The sequence below is a fragment of the Streptomyces sp. NPDC096048 genome (genome assembly GCF_044763415.1).
GTDB lineage: Bacteria > Actinomycetota > Actinomycetes > Streptomycetales > Streptomycetaceae > Streptomyces.
In genome coordinates this window covers 265,445-290,071 of sequence record NZ_JBIWGG010000011.1, presented here as the reverse complement: position 1 = coordinate 290,071, position 24,627 = coordinate 265,445, and the positions used below count along the sequence as shown (strand labels likewise).

The 24,627-nt window shown below is 70.6% G+C and carries 19 protein-coding genes and 1 riboswitch; of the genes, 11 read left to right on the top strand and 8 right to left on the bottom strand.

What is annotated here, in order from left to right:
- Positions 1-252: 252 nt before the first annotated feature.
- Both ACIQ6R_RS29605 and ACIQ6R_RS29600 read left to right on the top strand, forming a co-directional pair.
- Positions 253-1,785, top strand: coding sequence for an RNA polymerase sigma factor (locus ACIQ6R_RS29605; RefSeq protein WP_404224626.1), 1,533 nt, complete (start codon positions 253-255; stop codon positions 1,783-1,785).
- 146 nt (positions 1,786-1,931) lie between these two features.
- Positions 1,932-2,786 (top strand): S1 family peptidase, encoded by an 855-nt coding sequence (locus ACIQ6R_RS29600; RefSeq protein WP_404224624.1) that lies wholly within the window; start codon positions 1,932-1,934, stop codon positions 2,784-2,786.
- Positions 2,787-2,897: 111 nt separating this feature from the next.
- Here ACIQ6R_RS29600 and ACIQ6R_RS29595 read toward each other — a convergent pair whose 3' ends face one another.
- Positions 2,898-3,128, bottom strand: coding sequence for a hypothetical protein (locus ACIQ6R_RS29595; RefSeq protein WP_055419847.1), 231 nt, complete (start codon positions 3,126-3,128; stop codon positions 2,898-2,900).
- A 440-nt stretch (positions 3,129-3,568) separates the two neighbouring features.
- Here ACIQ6R_RS29595 and ACIQ6R_RS29590 point away from each other — a divergent pair, with 440 nt between their 5' ends.
- The 3 genes from ACIQ6R_RS29590 (at position 3,569) to ACIQ6R_RS29580 (ending at position 8,110) form a co-directional block, all read left to right on the top strand.
- The gene (locus ACIQ6R_RS29590; RefSeq protein ID WP_404181556.1) at positions 3,569-5,692 is read left to right on the top strand and encodes a type IIA DNA topoisomerase subunit B; all 2,124 of its coding nucleotides are present in this window, start codon (positions 3,569-3,571) and stop codon (positions 5,690-5,692) included.
- A 265-nt stretch (positions 5,693-5,957) separates the two neighbouring features.
- The gene (locus ACIQ6R_RS29585) at positions 5,958-6,521 is read left to right on the top strand and encodes a DUF485 domain-containing protein (RefSeq protein WP_404224623.1); all 564 of its coding nucleotides are present in this window, start codon (positions 5,958-5,960) and stop codon (positions 6,519-6,521) included.
- Positions 6,518-8,110: a cation acetate symporter gene (locus tag ACIQ6R_RS29580; RefSeq protein ID WP_404224621.1), complete on the top strand. Its 1,593-nt coding sequence runs from the start codon at positions 6,518-6,520 to the stop codon at positions 8,108-8,110. The genes ACIQ6R_RS29585 and ACIQ6R_RS29580 overlap by 4 nt, the downstream gene beginning before the upstream one ends.
- A gap of 51 nt (positions 8,111-8,161) precedes the next feature.
- Here the strand turns inward: ACIQ6R_RS29580 and ACIQ6R_RS29575 are convergent, their stop codons facing one another.
- The 4 genes from ACIQ6R_RS29575 to ACIQ6R_RS29560 form a co-directional block, all read right to left on the bottom strand.
- Complete coding sequence (locus ACIQ6R_RS29575; RefSeq protein ID WP_404224619.1) at positions 8,162-8,842, bottom strand: response regulator; 681 nt, start codon at positions 8,840-8,842, stop codon at positions 8,162-8,164.
- Positions 8,839-10,536 carry an ATP-binding protein gene (locus ACIQ6R_RS29570; RefSeq protein WP_404224617.1) on the bottom strand — a complete coding sequence of 566 codons (1,698 nt, stop codon included), beginning with the start codon at positions 10,534-10,536 and terminating at the stop codon, positions 8,839-8,841. The genes ACIQ6R_RS29575 and ACIQ6R_RS29570 overlap by 4 nt, the downstream gene beginning before the upstream one ends.
- Before the next feature lie 398 nt (positions 10,537-10,934).
- Positions 10,935-11,885, bottom strand: a complete 951-nt coding sequence (locus tag ACIQ6R_RS29565) for a sucrase ferredoxin (protein WP_404224615.1) — start codon at positions 11,883-11,885, stop codon at positions 10,935-10,937.
- Between the two features lie 54 nt (positions 11,886-11,939).
- The gene (locus tag ACIQ6R_RS29560; RefSeq protein ID WP_404224613.1) at positions 11,940-13,199 is read right to left on the bottom strand and encodes a citrate synthase; all 1,260 of its coding nucleotides are present in this window, start codon (positions 13,197-13,199) and stop codon (positions 11,940-11,942) included.
- A gap of 124 nt (positions 13,200-13,323) precedes the next feature.
- Here ACIQ6R_RS29560 and ACIQ6R_RS29555 point away from each other — a divergent pair, with 124 nt between their 5' ends.
- A complete protein-coding gene (locus tag ACIQ6R_RS29555; RefSeq protein ID WP_404224611.1) occupies positions 13,324-14,496 on the top strand; it encodes a citrate synthase/methylcitrate synthase in 1,173 nt (390 codons plus the stop codon).
- Positions 14,497-14,668: 172 nt separating this feature from the next.
- Here ACIQ6R_RS29555 and ACIQ6R_RS29550 read toward each other — a convergent pair whose 3' ends face one another.
- Together ACIQ6R_RS29550 and ACIQ6R_RS29545 are read right to left on the bottom strand one after the other, a co-directional pair.
- Positions 14,669-14,905, bottom strand: a complete 237-nt coding sequence (locus ACIQ6R_RS29550) for a hypothetical protein (protein ID WP_121749648.1) — start codon at positions 14,903-14,905, stop codon at positions 14,669-14,671.
- Positions 14,906-15,041: 136 nt separating this feature from the next.
- Positions 15,042-15,590, bottom strand: coding sequence for a DUF6082 family protein (locus tag ACIQ6R_RS29545; RefSeq protein WP_404181579.1), 549 nt, complete (start codon positions 15,588-15,590; stop codon positions 15,042-15,044).
- A gap of 319 nt (positions 15,591-15,909) precedes the next feature.
- Here ACIQ6R_RS29545 and ACIQ6R_RS29540 point away from each other — a divergent pair, with 319 nt between their 5' ends.
- Positions 15,910-17,079, top strand: coding sequence for a CobW family GTP-binding protein (locus tag ACIQ6R_RS29540; RefSeq protein WP_404224609.1), 1,170 nt, complete (start codon positions 15,910-15,912; stop codon positions 17,077-17,079).
- Here the strand turns inward: ACIQ6R_RS29540 and ACIQ6R_RS29535 are convergent.
- Positions 17,076-19,532 (bottom strand): DNA topoisomerase (ATP-hydrolyzing) subunit A, encoded by a 2,457-nt coding sequence (locus ACIQ6R_RS29535; RefSeq protein WP_404181585.1) that lies wholly within the window; start codon positions 19,530-19,532, stop codon positions 17,076-17,078. The two genes, ACIQ6R_RS29540 and ACIQ6R_RS29535, sit on opposite strands and share 4 nt — an antisense overlap.
- Positions 19,533-19,855: 323 nt before the next feature.
- Between ACIQ6R_RS29535 and ACIQ6R_RS29530 the strand changes: the two genes are divergently transcribed.
- From ACIQ6R_RS29530 to ACIQ6R_RS29515, 4 genes are all read left to right on the top strand, one after another.
- Positions 19,856-21,208 (top strand): M16 family metallopeptidase, encoded by a 1,353-nt coding sequence (locus tag ACIQ6R_RS29530; RefSeq protein WP_404224607.1) that lies wholly within the window; start codon positions 19,856-19,858, stop codon positions 21,206-21,208.
- Complete coding sequence (locus ACIQ6R_RS29525) at positions 21,205-22,593, top strand: M16 family metallopeptidase (protein WP_404224606.1); 1,389 nt, start codon at positions 21,205-21,207, stop codon at positions 22,591-22,593. The genes ACIQ6R_RS29530 and ACIQ6R_RS29525 overlap by 4 nt, the downstream gene beginning before the upstream one ends.
- Positions 22,594-22,784: 191 nt before the next feature.
- A riboswitch (cyclic di-AMP (ydaO/yuaA leader) is annotated at positions 22,785-22,949 on the top strand.
- Positions 22,950-22,961: 12 nt separating this feature from the next.
- A complete protein-coding gene (locus ACIQ6R_RS29520) occupies positions 22,962-23,726 on the top strand; it encodes a M23 family metallopeptidase (protein ID WP_404224605.1) in 765 nt (254 codons plus the stop codon).
- 197 nt (positions 23,727-23,923) lie between these two features.
- A complete protein-coding gene (locus ACIQ6R_RS29515; protein ID WP_404181597.1) occupies positions 23,924-24,619 on the top strand; it encodes a GntR family transcriptional regulator in 696 nt (231 codons plus the stop codon).
- Positions 24,620-24,627 lie beyond the last annotated feature (8 nt).

The window sequence follows — 24,627 nt, the reverse complement described above, 5'->3', positions numbered from 1 at the left end:
GTTTATTCGTGTCTGACCAATTTTGACCGCTTACGGGGTGTGACTCGGGCCACGCGGATTGGGCGTAACGCTCGTGGGAACAACGCGATGACCTAAGAGGTGACAGCCGCGGAGGGAATACGGACGCCGTTCATGGCGCTGTGCATCTCCCCGGCGCGCCCGCGCCGTCGGCCCACTCCCAAGCCGGCGGTCGGCTCCTGTCCGTCATGGACGGGGCCGGAAGCCGTTTTCCAACGTTCCGAGAGGTTGTTCGTGTCGGCCAGCACATCCCGTACGCTCCCGCCGGAGATCGCCGAGTCCGTCTCTGTCATGGCGCTCATTGAGCGGGGAAAGGCTGAGGGGCAGATCGCCGGCGACGACGTGCGTCGGGCCTTCGAAGCTGACCAGATTCCGGCCACTCAGTGGAAGAACGTACTGCGCAGCCTCAACCAGATCCTCGAGGAAGAGGGTGTGACGCTGATGGTCAGTGCCGCAGAGCCCAAGCGCACCCGTAAGAGCGTCGCAGCGAAGAGTCCCGCCAAGCGCACCGCCACCAAGGCGGTAGCGGCGAAGCCGGTGACCAGCAGGAAGGCAGCCGCCCCCGCCACCCCGGCGGAGCCCGCCACCGACCCCGCCGTCGAGGAAGAGACGACTGCCAAGAAGGCGGCGGCCAAGAAGACGACCGCCAAGAAGGCGGCAGCGAAGAAGACGACCGTCAAGAAGACGGCGGCCAAGAAGACCACCGCCAAGAAGGAAGACGGCGAGCTTCTCGAGGACGAGGTGGTCGAGGAGCCGAAGGCCGCGACGGAGGAGCCCGAGGGCACCGAGAACGCGGGTTTCGTACTGTCCGACGACGACGAGGACGACGCTCCGGCCCAGCAGGTCGCCGCGGCCGGCGCCACCGCCGACCCGGTCAAGGACTACCTCAAGCAGATCGGCAAGGTCCCCCTGCTCAACGCCGAGCAGGAGGTCGAGCTCGCCAAGCGCATCGAGGCGGGTCTGTTCGCCGAGGACAAGCTGGCGAACTCCGACAAGCTCGCGCCCAAGCTCAAGCGTGAGCTGGAGATCATCGCGGAGGACGGCCGCCGCGCCAAGAACCACCTCCTGGAGGCCAACCTCCGCCTGGTGGTCTCCCTGGCCAAGCGCTACACCGGCCGCGGCATGCTCTTCCTGGACCTCATCCAGGAGGGCAACCTCGGTCTGATCCGCGCGGTCGAGAAGTTCGACTACACCAAGGGCTACAAGTTCTCCACGTACGCCACCTGGTGGATCCGTCAGGCGATCACCCGCGCGATGGCCGACCAGGCCCGCACCATCCGTATTCCGGTGCACATGGTCGAGGTCATCAACAAGCTCGCGCGCGTGCAGCGCCAGATGCTCCAGGACCTGGGCCGCGAGCCCACCCCGGAGGAGCTGGCCAAGGAGCTCGACATGACCCCGGAGAAGGTCATCGAGGTCCAGAAGTACGGTCGCGAGCCCATCTCGCTGCACACCCCGCTGGGCGAGGACGGCGACAGCGAGTTCGGTGACCTCATCGAGGACTCCGAAGCGGTCGTCCCGGCCGACGCGGTCAGCTTCACGCTCCTGCAGGAGCAGCTGCACTCCGTCCTCGACACCCTGTCCGAGCGCGAGGCGGGCGTCGTCTCCATGCGTTTCGGTCTCACCGACGGTCAGCCGAAGACCCTCGACGAGATCGGCAAGGTGTACGGCGTCACGCGTGAGCGCATTCGCCAGATCGAGTCGAAGACCATGTCGAAGCTGCGTCACCCGTCGCGCTCCCAGGTGCTGCGCGACTACCTCGACTAGGTCGCGGTCGTACGAGCGGTCGTACGAGCGACAAGGCCCGGTCCCACCAGGTGGGGACCGGGCCTTCGTGTTGACCAGCGGGTGCGCGGTACGGCGGGCTGGATCACTCTGGGTGTTCCACAACCACCTCGGAGTGAGGAGCCTGCATGCGTCGCCTCTTTGCCCGGGCACTGGCCCGGCCGCTCGTCCTGGCGGCCGCGGCGACCGCGATACCGCTGGTGTCCGCCGCCCCCGCGTCCGCCGACAGCATCGTCGTCGGAGGCTTTCCGGTCGAAGTGTCCGACAGTCCGTGGACCGTCGCCCTGTCCAGTCGTGACCGGTTCGGAGGTACGCGGGCGGGGCAGTTCTGCGGGGGAGTGGCCGTCGGCCGCACCACCGTGCTCACGGCGGCACACTGTCTGGGCGAGGAGGTTCTCGGGTCGCCGCCCGAGCAGGTGCGCGACCTGAGGGTCGTCGCCGGCCGGACGGACCTGCTCTCGGACCAGGGCCAGGAGATTCCCGTCCGCGACGTCTGGGTGAACCCGGCGCACGACGACGTCAGCAACGCCGGTGACTTCGCGGTGCTCACCCTTTCCGAAGCCCTCCCCGCCGGCTCGGCCATAGGCATGGCCGCGGAGGGTGACCCCGCGTACGGGCCCGAGACGGACGCGCTCGTCTACGGATGGGGCGACACCTCGGGCGCCGGGGACTACGCCAACGGCCTGCGGGCGGCACGCGTGCGCGTGCTCGCCGACGCGCTCTGCGAGCGGGCGTATCCGGGGAGCGACGATGGGCGGTATCGCGCCGACACCATGCTCTGTGCCGGCGAGGACGTAGGGGGCCGTGATGCCTGCCAGGGGGACAGCGGGGGGCCGCTGGTGGCCCAGGGGAGGCTCATCGGGCTGGTGTCCTGGGGGAGCGGCTGTGGGCGTCCGGGCAGTCCCGGCGTGTACACGCGCGTCTCCGCCGTTCTGCGGACGCTGGGATGGGACTCTGCCGCGCGGCAGCACGAGGGCGTCTGACGGCCTCTGAGAGCTTGCCGGGCACAAGCACGGGCGGCCGCCTCCAGGTTTCGGGGGCGGCCGCCCGTTCGTCGGCCTGTGCCGAGCCGGCTCGTCGTCGGGCGCGTAGCGTCAGCGCTCTTCCTCCGGGGAAGATTCGGGAACGGCCGTCAGTCGCTCCGTCTCGTCCTGTATCTCAGCGGCGATCTTCTTGAGTTCCGGCTCGAACTTGCGCCCATGGTGGGCGCAGAAGAGCAGTTCTCCGCCGCTCAGCAGGACGACGCGCAGGTATGCCTGGGCGCCGCAGCGGTCGCAGCGATCAGCGGCCGTCAGCGGGCTTGCGGAAGTCAGAACAGTAGTCACGTCGCCTCTTCTCTAGCTCGACGAGCTGTCGTACCAGGGTCAACATCCAACCAGCCCCAAAACGTTCCCGCTCGTGGCTTTTCCTCGAAAAAACTTTCCGAGGGGCAGGCTGTTGCCGGTTGGCGGCGAATGTGCCGTATTGCGTGTCTCTGTGTCGTACGGGTTCGCGCAGTCGGTCAGTGGCAGTCCCGCCGGCTGGGTTGCCGGTTTGTTCATGAGGACGTGCCCGGAGCCTAAATGGTTCATGCCTCGAAGGGAACGTGATGTGTACTTCACCCCATCGAGGGATCGAACAGGTATACGACGCTGGACTAGGGTGTGTCCACGACGAGGGTGGCGTTACAACGGCTCTACCAGGCCTCGGTACCCTCTGACCGGTGAACCGAGCCGCGCCCTTACCCAGCGGGGCCCCATCTGAAATTCAGCGAGGAGCGAACCGCGTGACCGCCGAGACATCCGTGCCGTCCACTGCGCTGCTGGCGGGAGCAGACCGGGACGGATCCAACTACACCGCGCGGCACCTGCTCGTCCTCGAAGGGCTCGAGGCCGTACGCAAGCGTCCGGGCATGTACATCGGATCTACCGACAGCCGTGGCCTGATGCACTGCCTGTGGGAGATCATCGACAACTCCGTCGACGAAGCCCTCGGCGGTTACTGCGACCACATCGAGGTGATCCTCCACGACGACGCGTCGGTGGAGGTCCGGGACAACGGCCGGGGCATCCCGGTCGACGTCGAGCCCAAGACCGGCCTGTCCGGTGTCGAGGTCGTCATGACCAAGCTGCACGCCGGCGGCAAGTTCGGAGGCGGCTCGTACGCGGCCTCCGGCGGTCTGCACGGCGTCGGCGCATCCGTGGTGAACGCCCTGTCCGCCCGGCTGGACATCGAGGTGGACCGCAGCGGGCACACCAACGCCATCAGCTTCCGGCGTGGCGTTCCGGGCGCGTTCACCGGGAGGGGACCGGACGCCAAGTTCGAGGCCGGGAGCGGGCTGCGCAAGGCCAAGAAGATCCCCAAGAGCCGCACCGGCACGCGCGTGCGGTACTGGGCCGACCGCCAGATCTTCCTCAAGGACGCCAAGCTCTCCCTGGACACGCTGCACCAGCGGGCCCGCCAGACCGCCTTCCTGGTGCCGGGGCTGACCATCGTCGTCCGCGACGAGTTCGGCCTCGGCGACGGCGGCAGCAAGGGCGAGGAGTCCTTCCGCTTCGACGGCGGTATCAGCGAGTTCTGCGAGTTCCTGGCCAGTGACAGGCCCGTCTGCGACGTCCTCCGCTTCAGCGGGAACGGCAGCTTCAAGGAGACGGTCCCCGTGCTCGACGAGCACGGCCAGATGACGCCCACCGAGGTCACCCGCGACCTCGGCGTCGACGTCGCGATGCGCTGGGGCACCGGTTACGACACCACCCTCAAGTCGTTCGTCAACATCATCGCCACGCCCAAGGGTGGCACCCACGTCGCGGGCTTCGAGCAGGCGGTGGCGAAGACGATGAACGAGGTGTTGCGGACCAAGAAGATGCTGCGCGTCGCCGAGGACGACATCGTCAAGGACGACGCTCTGGAGGGCCTCACCGCGGTCGTGACGGTCCGCCTGGCCGAGCCGCAGTTCGAGGGCCAGACCAAGGAGGTCCTCGGCACCTCGGCCGCCCGCCGCATCGTGAACAACGTCATCACCAAGGAACTCAAGGCGTTCCTGACCTCCACCAAGCGCGACGCCGCCCAGCAGGCCCGCGTGGTCATGGAGAAGGCCGTCGCCGCGGCCCGGACCCGCATCGCCGCCCGTCAGCACAAGGACGCCCAGCGTCGCAAGACGGCCCTGGAGTCCTCCTCGCTGCCCGCGAAGCTCGCCGACTGCCGCAGCGACGACGTCGACCGCAGCGAGCTGTTCATCGTCGAGGGCGACTCCGCGCTGGGCACCGCGAAGCTCGCCCGGAACTCCGAGTTCCAGGCGCTGCTGCCGATCCGCGGCAAGATCCTCAACGTCCAGAAGTCGTCCGTGACCGACATGCTGAAGAACGCCGAGTGCGGCGCGATCATCCAGGTCATAGGAGCCGGCTCGGGCCGTACCTTCGACATCGACGCGGCCCGCTACGGCAAGATCATCATGATGACCGACGCCGATGTGGACGGCTCCCACATCCGCACCCTGCTGCTGACCCTGTTCCACCGCTACATGCGGCCCATGGTGGAGGCGGGCCGGGTCTTCGCCGCGGTGCCGCCGTTGCACCGCATCGAGCTCGTCCAGCCGAAGAAGGGGCAGGACAGGTACGTCTACACGTACTCGGACCGCGAGCTGCGTGACACTCTCATGGAGTTCCAGAGCAAGAACATCCGGTACAAGGACTCCATCCAGCGCTACAAGGGCCTGGGCGAGATGGACGCCGACCAGCTGGCGGAGACGACCATGGACCCGCGGCGCCGCACCCTGCGCCGCATCAACCTCACCGATCTGGACTCCGCCGAGCAGGTATTCGACCTGCTGATGGGCAATGACGTCGCTCCCCGCAAGGAGTTCATCTCCAGTTCGGCGGCGACGCTGGACCGGTCGCGCATCGACGCGTAACCGTGCGTAACCGCTGAGCCGGGCCCGGGTCGTCGCCGACCCGGGCCCGGCTCGGTCCGCGTGGTCCCGCCCATGTCCCACGACATCTTCCCCGTAGCTCCCCGTAGCTCTCCCGTCCCGCTCACGGAGACACGATGTCCGGGAGGCGGTGCGTTATGCGTGCGGGAAGGGGTTTGTGCGGTCATCACGGGGTGCGGTCACCTGATGGGGTGAAGTGCGGGGGGAAGAAGAGTCGGGGATCTTCCCGTTCTGTCCATCCTTGGGCATGCAGCCAAGCAACGATCGCCTCAGCGGTGTCCGGGGTGGTCCCGAAAGCGCGGTCGACCACCGCGACGTTCCGGACGGCGCCCCTGCCGAGGTGTCTCCGAGTCCGGGGTACGACGACCCGTGGTACGACGCCCTCGCCTCCGGCTGGGGCGAGTCGGCCGGCACGGTGGTACCCGAGCCCGCGCTGTCCTCGACGCGCCGGGAACCGGCGGGGGAGCCGCACAGGGGCGCGGCCGACGTGTACCTGGAGGTGCAGCGCGGCGCGGCCTTCCAAGAGGTGCGCAGCCGGTACCGGCGGTTCGTGGTGCCGGCGGTAGCCGCCTTCTTCGTGTGGTACGTCGCCTATGTGGTGGCCGCCACGACGGCGCCCGCGCTGATGGCCCGGCCGGTGGCCGGAGCGGTGAACCTGGCGATGGTCGCCGGACTCGGGCAGTTCCTCACCACGTTCCTGCTCACCTGGGCGTACGCCCGGCACGCCCGGCTGCGCAGGGACCGGGCCGCGCTCGAACTGCGCTGGGACACCCAGGAACTGACGCGCGGACTACGAGGCGGTGCGTCGTGACGGGCGACCACCAGACGCTGGCACTGCTGCTGTTCAGCACCTTCGTCGCCGTCACCCTGGCGATCACCACGTGGGTGAGCCGCAAGAGGCAGGGCTCGGCGGAGGAGTTCTACGCGGGCGGCCGCCTGTTCTCCCCGATGGAGAATGGTTTCGCCATCGCGGGCGACTACATGTCGGCCGCTTCCTTCCTCGGTATCTCGGGCCTCATCGCGCTCTACGGCTACGACGGCATGCTGTACTCGGTGGGCTTCCTGGTCGCCTGGCTCGTCGTGCTGTTCCTCGTCGCCGAACTGGTGCGCAACTGCGGACGGTTCACCCTCGCCGACGTCGTGGCGGCACGGATGCGGGAGCGACCGGTAAGGATCGCGGCGGGGACCTCCTCGGTCACCGTGTCCGTCATGTATCTGGTGGCCCAGATGGTGGGCGCGGGCAGCCTGGTCGCACTGCTGCTCGGCGGCACGACCGAGGCGGCGCGGACCTGGACGGTCATCGGCGTCGGCGCCCTCATGGTGATCTACGTGTCGCTGGGAGGGATGCGGGCCACCACCTGGATCCAGATCGTGAAGGCCGTGCTGCTGCTCGGCGGCACCGTGGCGCTGACCGCGCTCGTCCTGGTGCGCTTCCACGGCGACTTCGACCGGCTGCTGCGCACGGCGGCCGAACGCAGCGGTCACGGCGAGGCGTTCCTGGCGCCCGGGCTGGCGTACGGCGGGGACTGGACCTCGCGCTTCGACTTCATCAGCCTCGGGCTCGCCCTGGTGCTGGGCACGGCCGGGCTGCCGCACATCCTGTCCCGCTTCTACACCGTGCCCACCGCCCGGGCGGCAAGGCGGTCCGTCGTGTGGTCGATCGGCCTCATCGGCGGCTTCTACCTGATGACGATCGTGCTCGGGTTCGGTGCCGCCGCCCTGGTCGGCCCCGGTGCCGTACGAGCGTCGAACGCCGCCGGGAACACGGCGGTCCCGTTGCTGGCCCTCGACCTGGGCGGCGGGGCGGGGTCCACCGGGGGGACGGTTCTGTTCGCGGTCGTCGCCGCCGTCGCGTTCGCCACCATCCTCGCGGTGGTCGCCGGTATCACCCTGGCCTCCTCGGCCTCCGTGGCCCACGACCTGTACGCGTCCCTGCGGCGCCGCGACGCGAAGCCGCGCAGTGAGGTCGCCGTGGCGCGTATCGCGGCCGTCGGTATCGGCGCCGTGGCGATCGCTCTCGGCCTGCTCGCCCGCGACCTCAACGTCGCCTTCCTGGTGGGCCTCGCCTTCGCCGTCGCCGCGTCCGCAAACCTGCCGGTGCTGCTCTACTCGCTGTTCTGGCGCGGCTTCACCACACGCGGCGCCGTGTGGTCCGTCTACGGCGGTCTGGTCCCGTCCGTGGCGCTCGTGCTGCTGTCTCCCGTGGTGTCGGGCAGCCCGCAGGCGCTGTTCCCGGGCGTCGACTTCCAGTACTTCCCACTGCAGAACCCAGGCCTGGTATCGATCCCGCTGGGCTTCCTCACGGGCTGGCTCGGCACGGTCACCTCGCGGGAGGTGCCGGACGAGGCCAAGCACGCCGAGACGGAGGTGCGGTCGCTGACCGGGGCGGGGGCCGTGTAGGAGGCGGCGGGGGCGGGTCCGGGCAGGACGGAGCGAGCGGCCCGACGCTCCTCAGGGCCGGGTCGCCCACTCGTAGCGGTGCTCCGGACGGCCGGCGTCGCCGTACTTGAGGGTCAGCCTGGCCCGTCCTGTGCGTTCCAGGAGCTTCAGATAGCGCTGAGCGGTCTGGCGGCTCACCCCGGTCCGTTCGGCGATCTCCTGGGCGGAGAGCGCACCGTCGGCCTTCATCAGGCACTGGCGAACCAGCTCGACGGTGGTGGGGGAGTGCCCCTTGGGCAGGCCCGGCTCCGACGGCGCCGACAGGGCGCCGAAGATGCGGTCGACCTCCGCCTGCTCCGCCTCACCACCACCGTCGAGAGTGCGCCGCAGCTCCGCGTACGCCTCCAGCTTGGCGCGCAGCCCCGCGAACGCGAACGGCTTGACCAGGTACTGCAGCGCACCCTGGCGCATCGCCGCCTGGACGGTCGACACGTCCCGTGCCGCCGTCACCATGATCACGTCTGTCTGGTGGCCGCGCCGCCGCATCTCCTGGACGACGTCCAGACCGGTCCGGTCGGGCAGGTAGTGGTCCAACAGGATCAGGTCCAGGCGGGGCAGCGTCTCCACCCTGTGCAGCGCCTCCGACGCGCTGTGCGCCTCGCCGGCGACGTGGAAGCCCGGAACCTTCTCGACGTAGGCGGCGTTGACCCGCGCGACCCGCGTGTCGTCGTCCACCACCAGGACCTCGATCATCGGGACTCCTCCTCGGCAACGGTGTTCACGGGGGCGGTGAGGGTGGTGGTGACGGCGGGGGCGGTGAGGGCGGGGTCCAGGTCCGGTTCGGCCAGCGCCTCGGGCAGGACGACGACGAACTCCGCGCCCCCGCCGTGCGCCTCACGGACGGTGGCGCTGCCGCCCTGCCGCTCGGCCAGCCTGCGTACCAGCGACAGCCCGATGCCGCGCTGACGGTGCGCCGGGGGCTCCTTGGTGGACCATCCCGCCGTGAACACCAGCTCACGGTGTTCCGCCGGAATCCCGGGCCCCGTGTCACGCACCCGGAGCGTGGCGGCACGTCCCCGCACACGCAATTCGACCTCCACGCGCGCGTGCGGCTCGCCCGCGACGGCGTCGAGTGCGTTGTCGACCAGGTTGCCGACGACCGTGACGAGCCCTCCGGGGTCGACCAGACGGTCGGGCAGTCGCGTCCGGTCGGACACCCACAGCACCACTCCGCGTTCGGCCGCGACGGTCGCCTTGCCGACCAGCAGGGCGGCGAGGAGGGGGTCCTGGATGCGTTCGGTGATCTGCTCCGCGGTGACGCGGTGGTCACCGACCACCTCGCCGACGAACTCCACGGCGTCGTCGTACATCTCCAGTTCGAGCAGACCCAGCAGGGTGTGCATGCGGTTGGCGTGCTCGTGGTCCTGCGCGCGCAGGGCGTCGATCAGGCCGCGTGTCGAGTCCAGTTCCCGGCCGAGCTGCTCCAGCTCGGTGCGGTCACGCAGGGTGGCGACGGCCCCGCCGTCGTCGGTGGGCATCCGATTGGCGACCAAGACCCGCTGGCCGCGCACGGTCAGCAGGTCGGTGCCGGTCACCCGGCCGGCCAGGACGTCGGCCGTACGCCCCGCGCCGAGCGCTTCGTCGGGGGAGCAGCCGACGGCCTCGCCGCCGATGCCCAGCAGGCGTTGCGCCTCGTCGTTGAGCAGTCGCACCCTGCCGCCGCGGTCCAGGGCGACGACACCCTCCCGGATGCCGTGCAGCATGGCCTCGCGCTCCGCGAGCAGCCCAGCGATGTCGGAGAACGCGAGGTCACGCGTCTGCCGCTGGACCCGGCGGGAGATCAGCCAGGCGGCCAGCGCGCCCACGGCCAGCGCTCCGCCGGCGTACGCGAACAGCCCGGGGATGGCGTGGATCAGCCGGGCCCGGACGCTGTCGTAAGCGATGCCGACCGAGACCGCGCCGACGATGTCGCCGTCGCCGTCACGCAGCGGTACCTTGCCGCGCGCGGACCGCCCCAGGGTGCCGTCGTCGATCTCCATGATCTCGCGGCCCGCCAATGCCTGCCCGGGGTCGGTCGACACGACGTCGCCGATCCGCTCCGGATCGGTGTGCGACCATCGCACGCCCTGCCGGTCCATCACGACGACGTACTCCGCCTCGGTGGCCTTCCGGATCCGCTCCGCTTCCCGCTGCACCGGGCCGTCCGGCGCCGGCCGGGTGGTCCGCAGGTCCCGTACGACCTGCGGCTGCTGCGCGGTGGTCTGCGCGATCGCGAGAGCACGGCGCATCGCCTGGTCGTCCAGCTGGTCACTGAGCGGCGCCAGGAACAGCCCGGTCGCGAGAACGGCGACTCCCGCGGCGATCGCCAGCTGCATCAGCAGCACCTGCGAGAACACCCGCCGCGGCAGGCCGAGGCGCAGGCGGCGTGCGGGGGGAGTGGGGCTCATACCCCTGACGGTACGTGGGAGGTGGCGGCATGCCGTACGGGGTGTGGCGCGGATCTCCCGAGCGAGTGACCCGGCCGGGCCTCGCCGTCCCGCGCCCGTGTCGCTCGGCCAGGGGGCTCGCGCCGTTCCCCCGGGCGCTTGAGCGGCGATCCGGGGCCTGAGCGGCGGTCCCGGGGGCTTGAGCGGCGGTCCCGGGGGCTTGAGTCGCGGTCCCAGGGGTTTGAGTCGCGGTCCCAGGGGTTTGAGTCGCGGTCCCGGGCGTCTGCGCCGCCTCCCGGAGCTTGAGCTGCCTTCCCGGACGTCCCGGACGTCTGAGCCGCGTTCCCGGCTCTCACGCCGATTCCAGCGCCGTCGCCGCCACCGCGGGGCCGGCCCCGCTCGCCCCTCGGAGCGGGAAATCAGCTCGCGAGCGCCGCCGTCATCGACAGTTCGCGCACCGCCGTGACCTCCATCCGCGCCGGCGAGCCCAGCACCGAGGCCCCGCAGCTCTCCGGACGCGGCGGCGCCGCCGCGCCCTGGGTGACGGTGACCCGCCAGTGCCGGCCGTCGGCGTGGGCCAGGGTCACCTCCCAACGCGGTGCGGCACCGTCCGTCCGTACGACGTTCAGCGCCTGGGCCGCGTCCTCGTCCACGGCGGCGCGCACGGCCAGCTCGGCCGCCTGGCCGGGGCGCTCCCACGCGGAGTTCCCGCGGCAGCCCTCGGTGACGATCCGCCCCTGCGCCGCACCGCGCAGGATCTCCTTGACGGTGTGGGCGCGGACCCGGCCGTACGCGTATCCGTGGGGCAGCACAAGCACCGCAGGCGAGAAGCGGTGGCCACCCAGATGGGTGACCTCCCACACGTCCTCGGCCCCGGACGCCGCGAGCTCGGCCGCCAACGGCCTGCCGAGGAGCGCGCAACACCGGTCGCGCTTGCCGTTGGTGCAGACGAGAGCGAGCGGGGCGCCCGGGTGGGGACCGCCTTCGAGAACCGAGTCGAAGCTACGGCGATCGCCCCTGCCGAGCGCGGCGAAGTCGAGGGCGAGCAGCCGCCGCGGGTCGGTAAGCCTTGTGGTGTGCAGCCACACGTTTCCCGGCACCGTGTGGGCCGCGTACACCCTGCGCTCGGCGGGGGCGCCACGATCCGCGTCCGCGTGGCGCCCGGGCCGGCGGATGAGCGCGATGCGTACGCCCGTACCCTTCACCGCCGCCTCCAGGGCGCGCCCCAGTGCGGGATCCAGGTGGCTCGACGTCAGCGCCTTGGCGCCCCACGGGCCGGGTTGTTCGAGCAGCAACCAGGTCCTCGCGACGGGTGCGGTGCCCGAAACGGGCTCGTCGAGGTTCCGGGAGACGGTTGAGCACGTACTCACAGAGGTGAGCCTAACCTGACTTGAGCCGCGGTGACTTCCAGCCGCGCCTGAACGCTACTCCGGCAGTGGCTGGGGCGGCCTGGGACCCGAGTAGAGCCCACTCGGACGCATACGCAGGGGGCGCTCCCCGTACTCCTCCAGCGCATGCGCGATCCAGCCCGCCGTACGGGCCACAGCGAAGATCGTCTCCGCTGCGGTGGGGGGCATGCCGCAGGACGCGGTGAGTACGGCGAGCGCCAGGTCGACGTTGGCGTTCAGCGGGGTGTGGCGGGCGGCGGTGGCCTGGATGTCACGGGCCGCCGCGAGCGCTGGCGCAGCCCGGGGCATGTCCTCCAGGAGCGCGAAGAGGGCCCGCGCGCGCGGGTCCTCGCCCGGGTAGAGCCGGTGGCCGAGTCCCGGGATGCGGCGGCCGGCCCGCAGTTCTTCCGCCACCACCGGCGCCGCGCTGCCCTGTTCGAGCACCTCCAGCAGCAGTCGGTGGGCGAGGCCGCCGGCCGCGCCGTGCAGCGGACCCTCGATCACGCCGAGCCCGGCGGACACGGCCGCGTAGGCGTGCGCCCGGGCCGACGCGGCGACGCGCACGGCGAGCGTGGAGGCGGCCAGGTCGTGGTCGACGAGCAGGGAGAGCGCCGTGTCGAGGGCGTGCAGCGCCGCCTCGTCGGCGGGCCGTCCGCTCAGCCGCGTCCACAGGCGATGGGCGAGGGGGCCCTGGTCGTGGCCGGAGTGCAACACGGGCGGCAGCGCGGCGACGAGGGTGGGGATGAGGACGCGCGCGGTGCCCAGCACGGCCTCCTCGGAGAGGTCGAAGCGGAGTGGGTCCGCGGCCGCGGCGGCGATGGCGGCCACGCGCAACCGGTCGGTGGGACCGGCATGCTCGGGCAGCGCGTCGACGGCCCGGCGGGCGACGGCCACGGAGGCATCGGGCGCGGTGAAGGCGATGCCGGGGCGCAGCCGTCCGGTCCAGAGCCACTCGGCCACTTCTTCGTAACTGTGGCGCGTGGCGAGTTCCACCGCGTCGACGCCCCGGAAGTAGAACCGGTCGCTCTCGATGAGCGTGATGCGGGTGCGCACGGCCATCTCCTGGCCGGAGGCCGCCGGGGTGCCGCCGTCACGCCGGTTGCGCCGGGCGAGCGCCCGCACCTCTTTCGCGTCGAAGGTGCTGCCCCGGCCGCTGGGCGAGCGTCGGCTGCCGAGTTGGCCGCGGCTGACGTACGCGTACACGGTCTCGGGTTTCACCCCGAGCAGTTCGGCCGCCTCCTTGGTGGTCAGGCGCCGCTCGCCGTCGGCGGGGTGATCGGGCTCTTGATCGCGCATGAAGGTCACCGTATCGATCGCGACGGTTGCTTTGGTCTGCACATGAAGCGTTACATTGATTCAATCAATATTGACAGAAAGCACGTCAACTATAGACAGTGAATTCAATACCAGGGAGGTAATCATGTCCGTCAACAGAACCGCAGCAGCCGCGACGCTCGTCGACGTGCCGCGAGGGCTCGCGGGTGTCGTGGTGGCCGACACCGAGGTCGGTGACGTGCGGGGGCTCGAGGGCTTCTACCACTACCGCCAGTACTCGGCCGTCGAGCTCGCCCAGAGCCGTGGCTTCGAAGACGTATGGCACCTCCTGGTCCACGGCGAACTGCCGGACGCCGGACGCGGTGCCGCCTTCGCCGCCGAGACCGCGGCGCTACGTCGGCTCCCTGACGCGGTACGCACGGCACTGCCCGCCGTCGCCGCGGCCGGTGGACGCTCCGGACCGCTCACCGGGATGCGCACGGCCCTGTCACTGCTCGGTGCGGCCCACGGTTTCAAGCCCGTGTACGACCTGACGGCCGACGAGCGCCGCCAGGACACCCTCGTGGCCGCCGCGGCCGTACCGACGCTGCTCACCGCGCTGCACCGGCTGGGGCGGGGACTCGAACCCGTGGAGCCTCGCGAGGATCTGTCGTACGCCGCCAACTACCTCTACATGCTGACCGGTACGGAGCCGGACGAGCGGCGGACGCGGGCGATCGAGCAGTACCTGATCTCCACCGTTGATCACGGCTTCAACGCGTCGACCTTCACCGCGCGGGTCATCGCCTCGACGGGTGCGGACGTTGCCGCCTGCCTCGCCGGGGCGGTGTCGGCGTTGTCCGGCCCGCTGCACGGCGGGGCGCCCAGCCGGGCGCTGGACACCCTGGACGCGATCGGCACTCCCGACCGCGTCGACTCCTGGATCCGTGAGCGGGTGCTCGCGGGTGACCGCATCATGGGGTTCGGTCACGCGGTCTACCGCACGGAGGACCCGCGCTCCCGGATGCTCCGAGAGGTGGCGCAGCGGTTCGGCGGTCCGCGTGTGGAGTTCGCCGTCGAGGTGGAGCGGCAGGTCGAGGCGATCCTCGCGGAACTGAAGCCGGGGCGCGAGCTCCACACCAACGTCGAGTTCTACGCGGGCGTGGTCATGGAACTGTGCGGTCTGCCGCGCGAGATGTTCACGCCGACGTTCGCGGCGGCGCGGATGGTGGGCTGGAGCGCGAACATCCTGGAGCAGGCACGGGACTCGAAGATCATCCGGCCGGCGGCGCGGTACGTGGGACCGGGGGCGCCGGTCGGAGTGCCTGCGGCGGGCTGAGGAATGCGTGCGGCCTGGTGCCGTTCTGGCGCCAGGCCTCATCGGTGGGGCCGTCGAGCGGGACGGGGTGCCGAGGGCTCGACGGACGGCTGGTCCGGCGCGGCGGACGGTTTCGTGCGGCCGGGACGGCGTGACGGGGCACGGGTCGGGGTGGACGCGTGCCCGCGGGAGATCAGGCGTCGGGGATGTCCGCCTTGGCGCGGATCAGGGTCTCCCTGCTGATGACCACGATGCGTTCATAGCCCGCACGGGAGGCATCGGCGGGGAGTTCGCGCTCCAGGGTCTCGGTGGCCTCGGTGCCGATGACGGCGAAATTGCCGTCGCTCAGCTCGAAGAGGTCCGGACAGCTGGCTCCCGAGGTACTGCCGCGCGAGCTTGGAGGCACACCGATGCGGCGCACGATTTTCAAGGGGTACCGGTCCTTACAGGTTGGGCACTGTGCTGGGGAGCACGTTACTGGGATCGATGGGACCGGTGTGACTGCATGGCCGAAAGACACTCGTGAGAACCATTTCTCTCCAGAGATTGACCTACGGCCCGGAGCATCAGACGGACGGGGGCGTGCCCACCACCCACCACTCGTCCGTGTCGGACTCGTCCAGATCTCTGATGAGTCCGTCCACCATGCCGCCCATGCGTGACTCGGTGGATGTCGCCTTGAGCGACGCCCGCTGCTCCTTCGAGGCCGCCCAGTACTCCCGCATCAGTGGGGTCTGGAAGAGTTCGCGCAAGCGCCCGAACAGCTCCTCCTGATCCAGGAGGCCCGCTTCGTAGAGGTGGTAGAGGTTGACGTACCACGCGTTCGCGTAGAAGAACTGGCGTCGCTTCTGCGCCGGGATGCCCTTGTCGTACGTGTCGATGACCTCGGCCAGGGAGGGGTCGTCGATCGCCCTGGCCAGCAACTCCCAGTGCATACGCTGCTGATGCCGCAGCGACTTGCGCCGGATCGCCAGCTTCTCCAGCTCCAGCTGTCGCTCGTGCAGACGGGCCTTCTCCAGCCCGCGCCGGCGCGCGGCCAGCGTCACCCCCGTGGCGAGCAGCATGCCGGCCGCGGCGGAGCCGAACCTCCCCGTGATGTTCTTCCGTGTGACCATGTCAACCCCCGAATCAGGCGACCGCCCGCCGGTCGTCGAGTGCGGGTCGGCTGACGGGGACCGGCGAGCGATGTGGTGGCGCTGCCGCCTCCAGAGTGCCGAGCGGCGCTGACCGGCGGGGAGGCGGAGAGGCGGCGCACGGAGGGAAGCGAGGGTCGCACGGTCCGGCGCCATGCAAAACGTCTGCCCAGCAAGTGCTGCTAACAATCGTTCACTCCGCGGGCACTCCGGCGGCTCGTATCCTGAGCAGGCAGTTCCGTACGTGGGTGTACGCCTTGCCGCGGGCCGGCGTACGCGTAGGTGAGAGAGAGGTCGCACGGTGGGGCATCGCCCGACTCCGCAGCAGATCCCGGTCGTCGTACTCGCCGGATTCCTCGGCTCCGGAAAGACCACACTCCTCAACCATCTCCTCCACCGCAGCGGAGGCAGCCGCATCGGTGCCATCGTCAACGACTTCGGCTCGATCGAGATCGACGCGATGGCCGTCGCCGGCGCACTCGGCGACTCCACCGTGTCACTCGGCAACGGGTGCCTGTGCTGTGCCGTCGACGCGAGTGAACTGGACGGGTATCTGGAGCGGCTCGCCCGCCCCGACGCGGGCATCGACGTCATCGTCATCGAGGCCAGCGGTCTCGCCGAGCCACAGGAACTCGTGCGCATGCTCCTCGCCAGCGAGCAGCCCGGGGTCGTCTACGGCGGACTCGTCGAGGTCGTCGACGCCGCGGAGTTCGACGACACGCGCGCCAGGCACCCCGAGATCGACCGGCATTTGGCGCTGGCGGACCTGGTCGTGGTCAACAAGACCGACCGGGTCCCGGACGCCGAGCGTGTGCTCAGGCTCGTCCGGTCGCTCAGCGACCGCGCCGCCGTCGTGCCCGCGAGCTACGGCCGTATCGACCCCGAGTTCCTCTACGACTGCCGACCGAGCGAGGAGCGCGTGGGGCAGCTGTCCTTCGACGACCTGCACGACCATTCCAGGGGCGGCGCACACGCCGAGCATCTGCACGCCGCCTACGACACCCTGTCGTTCGTCTCCGACCTCCCGCTCGATCCGCGCCGGCTCATGAGGTTCCTCGACAGCCGCCCGGAGGGCCTGTACCGGATCAAGGGGTACGTCGACTTCGGCCCGTACGACACGCGGAACCGGTACGCCGTCCACGCCGTGGGGCGCTTCCTGCGCTTCTACCCGGAGCCCTGGGCGACCGACGATGCCCGCCGCACCCAGCTCGTGCTCATCGGCTCCGGCATCGACGCGCCGGCCCTCGGCGAGGAACTCGACGCGTGCCGCGGGGGCGCCGGCGCCCCACCGGCCGACGAGCACGGCATGTGGGGCGTCCTGCGCTACGTACCGGACCCCGACGGCGAGGAACCGGAGGCCGAGGCGGCCGACGCCGAAGAACCCGGCGCCGAAGAACCCGACGCCGAAGAACCCGACGCCGAAGAACCCGGCGGCGAGGAACCGCCGCCCGGTTCTCAGGAGGGGTCCTAGGCCGGTCCCGCCACCACCGACACCGTCTTCGGCAGCGACACGCCCGAGCCGTCGCGACGCGGATCGATGTCCGGGAGCTGGGCGGGGGTGCCGTTCTTCTGCGCGGCGAGCGCCGGGGTGGCGCCCACCCAGGCGAAGGCCAGGCAGTCCTCGCCCTTCAGGAACCGCTGGCAGCGCACGCCGCCTGTGGCGCGGCCCTTGCGCGGATACTGGTCGAACGGCGTCAGCTTGGCCGTGGTCTGAACGGAGTCGTCCAGCGTGCCGCGCGAACCGGCGACCGTGAACACCACCGCCTCCGCGGCCGGGTCCACCGCCGTGAAGGAGATGACCTTCGCGCCCTCGGCGAGCTTGACGCCCGCCACACCGCCCGCCGGACGGCCCTGCGGGCGGACCTGCGAGGCCTGGTAGCGCAGCAACTGCGCGTCGTCCGTGACGAAGACCAGATCCTCGTCGCCGGTGCGCAGCTCGGCGCCGCCGACGATCCGGTCGCCCTCCCTGAGGGCGATGACCTCCAACTCGTCCTTGTTGGACGGGTAGTCGGGTACCACACGCTTGACGACACCCTGTTCCGTGCCGAGCGCCAGGCCGGGCGAGGACTCGTCCAGCGTGGTCAGGCAGACGACCGTCTCGTCGTCCTCCAGGGTCACGAACTCCGCCAGCGGCGCGCCACCCGACAGGTTCGGCGTCGGCATGGGCTCCGGGAGCTGGGGCAGGTCCACGACGTTCACCCGCAGCAGGCGTCCGGCCGATGTCACCACACCCACCTCGCCGCGGGCCGTGGCCGGCACCGCCGAGACGATCAGGTCGTGCTTGACGCGCTTGGCGCCGGCCTCCGCGACGAGGGGGTCGTCGTTCGCGGTGCGGGCCAGCAGACCCGTCGAGGACAGCAGCACCCGGCACGGATCGTCCGCGACCTGGAGCGGAACGGCGGCGACCGGGGTGCTGGACGACTCCAGCAGCGTCGTACGGCGGTCGGTGCCGAACTTCTTGGCCACCGCGGCCAGTTCGGTCGAGACCAGCTTGCGCAGCTCCGCGTCCGAGTCGAGGATCCGGGTCAGCTCCTCGATCTCCGCGTTCAACCGCTCCTTCTCCGACTCCAGGTCGATGCGGTCGTACTTGGTGAGCCGGCGCAGCGGCGTGTCCAGGATGTACTGGGTCTGGACGTCGCTGAGCGAGAAGTGCTCCATCAGGCGCTGCTTGGCCTGTGCCGAGTTCTCGCTGGAGCGGATGAGGCGGATGACCTCGTCGATGTCGATCAGGGCGGTGAGCAGGCCCTCGACCAGGTGCAGCCGGTCACGCTTCTTGCTCCGGCGGAACTCGCTGCGGCGCCGTACGACGTTGAAGCGGTGGTCGAGGTAGACCTCCAGCAGCTCCTTGAGGCCCAGGGTGAGCGGCTGGCCGTCGACCAGGGCGACGTTGTTGATGCCGAAGGACTCCTCCATCGGCGTCAGCTTGTAGAGCTGTTCGAGGACCGCCTCGGGGACGAAGCCGTTCTTGATCTCGATGACCAGGCGCAGCCCGTGTTCGCGGTCGGTGAGGTCCTTGACGTCGGCGATGCCCTGCAGCTTCTTCGCACCGACCAGGTCCTTGATCTTGGCGATCACCTTCTCCGGGCCGACCGCGAAGGGCAGCTCGGTCACGACGAGACCCTTGCGGCGGGCCGTCACCGTGTCCACGGCGACCGTCGCGCGGATCTTGAAGGTGCCCCGGCCCGTCTCGTAGGCGTCGCGGATGCCGGGCAGGCCGACGATGCGGCCGCCGGTGGGCAGGTCGGGTCCCGGAACGTGCTTCATCAGGGCTTCGAGGTCTGCGTTCGGGTGCCGGATCAGATGCCGGGCGGCCGCGATCACCTCGCGCAGATTGTGCGGCGGCATGTTCGTGGCCATGCCGACCGCGATGCCGGAGGCGCCGTTGACCAGCAGGTTCGGGAAGGCGGCGGGCAGCGCCACCGGCTCCTGCTCCTGGCCGTCGTAGTTGGGGCCGAAGTCGACGGTGTCCTCGTCGATGGACTCCGTCATCAGACTGGTGGCCTCGGCCATCCGGCACTCGGTGTACCGCATGGCGGCCGGCGGGTCGTCGTTGCCCAGGGAGCCGAAGTTGCCGTGGCCGTCGACCAGGGGAACGCGCATGGAGAACGGCTGGGCCATGCGCACCAGGGCGTCGTAGATCGACGCGTCGCCGTGCGGATGCAGCTTGCCCATGACCTCGCCGACGACGCGGGCGCACTTCACGTAGCTGCGCTCGGGCCGCAGGCCCATCTCGTTCATCTGGTAGACGATGCGGCGGTGCACCGGCTTGAGGCCGTCGCGGGCGTCCGGCAGCGCCCGGGAGTAGATGACCGAGTACGCGTACTCGAGGAAGGAGCCCTGCATCTCGTCGACGACGTCGATGTCGAGGATCTTCTCCTCGTACGAGTCGTCGGGCGGCGGGGTCTTCGTACTACGGCGGGCCATCGCTGCCGGCTCCTTGCTGAAGCGTGAACGGTGATCTGACGCGGTCCATTGTGGACCGCGGCACTGACAGCGACCGACCAGGACCCGTCACGGGCTGCCCGGCCCGGCGCGCTGCCCGCAGGGTACGCCCTCGTCCCGCGCGCTCGCCCCGGTCCGGCCGGTCGGGCCGCCAACCCCGTTCTCGCTCTCGGCGTACGAGACCCGGGAACTCCACCGGTGTCCCGCACGCTTGCATACAGTGGCAGGATCGGCGGAATTCCGCAGTTCCGCCCAATGATCCACCGAGTGTTTCCACCAAGGATTCCGCGATCGAAGGGACGTACATGCCCATGGGTCACACGGCCACAGCCCAGGCAGGCTCCGGCGGACTGACAGCGACCGAGCACCGCCTGGCCAACGGCCTGCGCGTGGTGCTCTCCGAGGACCACCTGACCCCGGTCGCGGCGGTGTGCCTCTGGTACGACGTCGGCTCGCGCCACGAGGTCAAGGGTCGTACCGGCCTGGCTCACCTTTTCGAGCACCTCATGTTCCAGGGCTCCGCCCAGGTCAAGGGCAACGGCCACTTCGAGCTGGTGCAGGGCGCCGGCGGCTCGCTCAACGGCACCACCAGTTTCGAGCGCACCAACTACTTCGAGACCATGCCCGCCCACCAGCTGGAGCTCGCCCTCTGGCTGGAGGCCGACCGGATGGGCTCCCTGCTGTCCGCCCTGGACGACGAGTCGATGGAGAACCAGCGGGACGTCGTCAAGAACGAGCGCCGCCAGCGCTACGACAACGTGCCCTACGGCACGGCCTTCGAGAAGCTGACCGCCCTCGCCTACCCGGAGGGGCACCCCTACCACCACACGCCGATCGGCTCCATGGCCGACCTGGACGCGGCGACGCTGGAGGACGCGCGCGCGTTCTTCCGCACCTACTACGCGCCGAACAACGCGGTGCTCTCGGTCGTCGGCGACATCGACCCCGAGCAGACGCTCGCCTGGATCGAGAAGTACTTCGGCTCCATCGCCTCGCACGACGGCAAGCAGCCGCCCCGTGACGGCTCGCTGCCAGAGGTCATGGGGGAGCAGCTGCGCGAGGTCGTAGAGGAGGAGGTCCCGGCCCGCGCCCTGATGGCGGCCTACCGCCTGCCGGAGGACGGCACGCGCGCGTGCGACGCGGCCGACCTCGCCCTCACCGTCCTGGGCGGCGGTGAGTCGTCCCGCCTGTACAACCGGCTGGTACGCCGCGACCGCACGGCCGTCGCCGCCGGATTCGGCCTGCTGCGGCTCGCCGGAGCGCCCTCCCTGGGGTGGCTGGACGTGAAGACGTCCGGTGACGTCGAGGTGCCGGTCATCGAGACCGCCATCGACGAGGAGCTCGCCCGGTTCGCCGAGGAGGGCCCCACGGCCGAGGAGATGGAGCGCGCCCAGGCCCAGTTGGAGCGCGAGTGGCTGGACCGCCTGGGCACGGTCGCGGGCCGCGCCGACGAACTGTGCCGGTACGCGGTCCTGTTCGGCGACCCGCAGCTCGCCCTCACCGCCGTGCAGCGCGTGCTCGAGGTGACGGCCGAGGAGGTCCAGGAGGTCGCCAAGGCCCGCCTGCGCCCCGACAACCGCGCGGTGCTCGTCTACGAGCCGACCGCCCCCGCCGACGAGAACGACGCCACCGACGAGAACGAGGAGGCGGCCAAGTGACCGAGCTCGCCACCATGGAATTCCACTCCCAGCCGCAGGCCGGGGAGCCCAAGCCGTGGGCGTTCCCGGCCCCCGAGCGCGGCAGCCTCGACAACGGCCTCACCGTGCTGCGCTGCCATCGTCCCGGCCAGCAGGTCGTCGCCGTGGAGGTGCTCCTCGACGCGCCCCTGGACGCCGAGCCGGCCGGCCTCGACGGTGTCGCCACGATCATGGCGCGCGCCTTCTCCGAGGGCACCGACAAGCACTCCGCCGAGGACTTCGCCGCCGAACTGGAGCGCTGCGGTGCCACCCTCGACGCACACGCCGACCACCCCGGCGTCCGGCTGAGCCTGGAGGTGCCGGCCTCACGCCTGGCCAAGGCCCTGGGCCTGGTCGCCGACGCGCTCAGGGCGCCCACGTTCGCGGACAGCGAGGTGGAGCGGCTGGTCCGCAACCGGCTCGACGAGATCCCGCACGAGCTGGCCAACCCGTCACGCCGCGCGGCCAAGGAACTCTCCAAGGAGCTGTTCCCGGCCGGGACGCGTATGTCGCGCTCGCGCCAGGGCACCGAGGAGACGGTCGCGAGCATCGACTCGGCGGCCGTACGCGCCTTCTACGAGAAGCACGTCCGACCCGCCACCGCCACCGCCGTGGTCGTCGGCGACCTCACCGACGTCGACCTCGACGCGCTGCTCGGCGAGACGCTGGGCGCGTGGACCGGCTCCGTGGCCGAGGCGCGTCCCGTACCCCCGGTGAGCGCCGACGACACCGGCCGGGTCGTCATCGTGGACCGACCCGGTGCCGTCCAGACGCAGTTGCTGATCGGCCGCACCGGCGCCGACCGGCACGACCGGGTGTGGCCCGCGCAGGTGCTCGGCACCTACTGCCTCGGCGGAACCCTCACCTCGCGCCTGGACCGCGTCCTGCGCGAGGAGAAGGGCTACACCTACGGCGTACGGGCGTTCGGTCAGGTCATGCGCTCCGCGCCCGACGGCACGGGCGCCGCGATGCTCGCCATCAGCGGCTCCGTGGACACCCCCAACACCGGTCCGGCCCTGGAGGACCTGTGGACGGTGCTGCGCAAGCTCGCCGCGGAAGGTCTCACCGACGCCGAGCGTGACGTGGCCGTGCAGAACCTGGTGGGCGTGGCGCCGCTGAAGTACGAGACGGCGGCGGCCGTGGCGAGCACGCTGGCCGACCAGGTCGAGCAGCACCTGCCCGACGACTACCAGGCCACGCTCTACCGCCAACTCGCCGCCACGGGCACCGTGGAGGCCACGGCGGCGGTCGTGAACGCCTTCCCGGTGGACCGTCTGGTGACGGTCCTCGTCGGCGACGCGGCGCAGATCAAGGAGCCCGTCGAGGCCCTCGGCATCGGTGAAGTCACCGTGGTGGCGGCCGAGTAGCGGCACACGCGCGCGGCGGCCCTGGTGACCGGAGTGTCACCAGGGCCGCCATTTGTCCGAATTGGGGGAGAGGCTGCCTGTCTGCCCTGTGGCGTGCGCTACAAAAGTCCTGTTGCGTTTGAGGATTGAACGCAGCCGCGTTTAGCGTCATGCGGGCTGTTCGTCAGGCAGTGCGCCGCACCCGCGGCACCGGACAGTCATCGCCGAGTCCCCGTACGGCGCGAGCCAGGGGAGCCGGGGACCCATCGCAGTCCCTGGGGTGAATCGGACGCCCGCGCGCGCAGCGAGGGGGTCCGTAGGAGACCTTCCACCTCCGAACCCGTCAGCTAACCCGGTAGGCGAGAGGGAAGGAAAGGACCAGCCTCTACATGGCGTTCACGCGCGCCACCGGGAAGCACCGTCGTCCCAGCCGGGTGCACCGCACCACCGCCCGTGCGGCGGGTGTCGCGGCCCTCGCCACCACCGGCGTCGTCGGCACCCTCGCGGCTCCGGCGCTCGCCGCCGAGCCCCAGGCGGAGCAGAGCGGACTCACCCCGGTCATCACCATCGGCGACTCCGTAGCCCACGAGATCGATGCCCAGGCCACCGCGCAGGAGCAGGCGGCCCTGCACGCCGCCGCCCGGGAGGCGGCCCAGGAGGCCGCGCGCGAGCGGGCGGCCGAGGCGGCCAAGGAGGCGCGCGAGGCCAAGGAGCGCGCCGCGCGCGAGGCGGAGCGCAAGCGCCTCAACACCTTCGTGTCGCCGATCACCGCTTCCTACGTCTCCACCGCCTACCAGGCCGGCAGCTCGCTGTGGTCCTCCGGCAGCCACACCGGCATCGACTTCCACGCCTCCAGCGGCACGTCCGTGCACGCGGTCGGCGTCGGCACCGTCGTCGAGGCCGGCTGGGGCGGGGCGTACGGCAACCAGGTCGTGATCAAGATGCACGACGGCACGTACACGCAGTACGGCCATCTGTCGTCCATCGGTGTCTCGGTCGGCCAGGCGGTCGTCGCCGGACAGCAGATCGGCCTGTCGGGCGCCACCGGCAACGTCACCGGACCGCACCTGCACTTCGAGGCCCGTACGAGCCCTGAGTACGGCTCGGACCTGGACCCCGTCGCCTACCTCCGCTCCCACGGCGTGAACGTCTGACGACGGACGGTACGGCATTCGAAAGCCCCGGCTTCCCGAGCCGGGGCTTTCGGCTTTCTTTCCCTCGGTGTACGCGTCGCTGTCCAAAAAATACCCATGAAATCCGTCCTGCCGTCGGAATATGCGCTTGATTGGCCTAGAGTCACTGAGCACACGTCAATCGTCGACGTTTCACGGGGATTAAGGCGGAGGTCGGCATGCGTATTCCGGCGCACTCGGTGTGCACGGCGATCCGGGACGACATCGTCACCGGCGTCCACGGACGCGGCAGCCGGCTCACCGAGGAACTCCTGGCCCGCCGCTACGGCGTCTCCCGCGTCCCCGTCCGTGAGGCCCTGCGCACACTGGAGGCCGAAGGCTTCGTGGTGACGCGGCGGCACGCGGGCGCGTGCGTCGCCGAACCCACCGAGCAGGAGGCCGCCGACCTGCTGGAGACGCGCGCGCTCCTCGAACCCCTCGGCGCCTCCCGGGCCGCCCGGCGCCGTACCGAGGCGCACCTCAAGGTGCTGCGCGGGCTGGTCAGGCTGGGGCAGGAGCGCGCCAGGCAAGGCGACAGCGAGGATTTGCGCTCACTGGACGGGTGGTTCCACGAGACCCTCGCCCAGGCCGCCGGCAGCCCGTCGCTGACGACCTTGCTGACCCAGCTGCGCCACAAGATCGCCTGGATGTACGTCGTGGAGGCGTCGGCCGGACCCGTGGAGTGCTGGGCGGAGCACGGCGCGATCGTCGACGCGGTGGCCCGGGGCGACGGCGAGCGCGCGCGGGCGCTCATGACGCTGCACACCGAGCGGTCGACGCCGGCGCACAGACTTCGATTCGTCTCCGGCGGCGAGCGGACGGGGCGTGTGAGGAAATCGCAACGTCCCGTAAACATGCCGAGCCTGCGACATTAACACGGGCG

Bases quoted from the DNA above. Each gene is read 5' to 3' on its own strand.
- ACIQ6R_RS29600 (WP_404224624.1), top strand. From the start codon at position 1,932: ATGCGTCGCCTCTTTGCCCGGGCACTGGCCCGGCCGCTCGTCCTGGCG.
- ACIQ6R_RS29585 (WP_404224623.1), top strand. From the start codon at position 5,958: ATGCAGCCAAGCAACGATCGCCTCAGCGGTGTCCGGGGTGGTCCCGAA.
- ACIQ6R_RS29575 (WP_404224619.1), bottom strand. From the start codon at position 8,842: ATGATCGAGGTCCTGGTGGTGGACGACGACACGCGGGTCGCGCGGGTC.
- ACIQ6R_RS29570 (WP_404224617.1), bottom strand. From the start codon at position 10,536: ATGAGCCCCACTCCCCCCGCACGCCGCCTGCGCCTCGGCCTGCCGCGG.
- ACIQ6R_RS29560 (WP_404224613.1), bottom strand. From the start codon at position 13,199: ATGCGCGATCAAGAGCCCGATCACCCCGCCGACGGCGAGCGGCGCCTG.
- ACIQ6R_RS29555 (WP_404224611.1), top strand. From the start codon at position 13,324: ATGTCCGTCAACAGAACCGCAGCAGCCGCGACGCTCGTCGACGTGCCG.
- ACIQ6R_RS29545 (WP_404181579.1), bottom strand. From the start codon at position 15,590: ATGGTCACACGGAAGAACATCACGGGGAGGTTCGGCTCCGCCGCGGCC.
- ACIQ6R_RS29535 (WP_404181585.1), bottom strand. From the start codon at position 19,532: ATGGCCCGCCGTAGTACGAAGACCCCGCCGCCCGACGACTCGTACGAG.
- ACIQ6R_RS29530 (WP_404224607.1), top strand. From the start codon at position 19,856: ATGCCCATGGGTCACACGGCCACAGCCCAGGCAGGCTCCGGCGGACTG.
- ACIQ6R_RS29520 (WP_404224605.1), top strand. From the start codon at position 22,962: ATGGCGTTCACGCGCGCCACCGGGAAGCACCGTCGTCCCAGCCGGGTG.
- ACIQ6R_RS29515 (WP_404181597.1), top strand. From the start codon at position 23,924: ATGCGTATTCCGGCGCACTCGGTGTGCACGGCGATCCGGGACGACATC.